Source organism: Bacillus sp. Nf3 (assembly GCF_003028545.1).
In the GTDB taxonomy this organism is placed as follows: Bacteria; Bacillota; Bacilli; order Bacillales; family Bacillaceae; genus Bacillus; species Bacillus safensis.
Genome location: NZ_PYUA01000132.1, coordinates 1 through 510, shown reverse-complemented (window position 1 = coordinate 510; position 510 = coordinate 1). Strand labels below are relative to the sequence as shown.

The window sequence follows — 510 nt, the reverse complement described above, 5'->3', positions numbered from 1 at the left end:
AGCGAAAGCGCGCCGGCATTGAAGCGCCGCCTGCAGGTGGCCGCCGATGAGATCGACCTCGCTTCGATCTTCACCATCCACGGCTTCTGCACCCGCGTGCTGCGCGAGCATGCGCTGGAGAGCGGCCACACCTTCGACCCGCCGGAACTGCTGGCCAGTGACCGCGAGTTGCTGGAGGAACTGGCAGCGGATCTGTGGCGCGTGCATGCCAATGACCCGGCCACGCTGGAGCCGCTGACCTGGCTGTGGTCCACCCCGGACGCACTGGCCGCCGATCTGCGCGCGCTGCTGGCTGCGCCGCCCCTGCACCCGTTGCCGCAGCCGGTGGCGCTGGCCGATCCGCATGCCGCCCTGCAGGGTGCTGCAAAAGAGCTGTCCGTACGCGTGCGCGAGCATGGCGAGCAGTTCTTCATCGATCTCTGCGATGCAGTCGACAACAAGTGGATCAACGGCGTGTCCTACAAGCTGGGCTGGCTGCATCCCCTGGGCCGGCAGCTGCTGGCCTGGGCC

1 protein-coding gene is annotated in these 510 nt (G+C 68.2%); it reads left to right on the top strand.

Features of this window, described 5'->3' with window-relative positions:
• On the top strand, nt 1-510 hold a 510-nt coding region (locus C9414_RS21190; RefSeq protein WP_219909150.1), incomplete at both ends, for a hypothetical protein.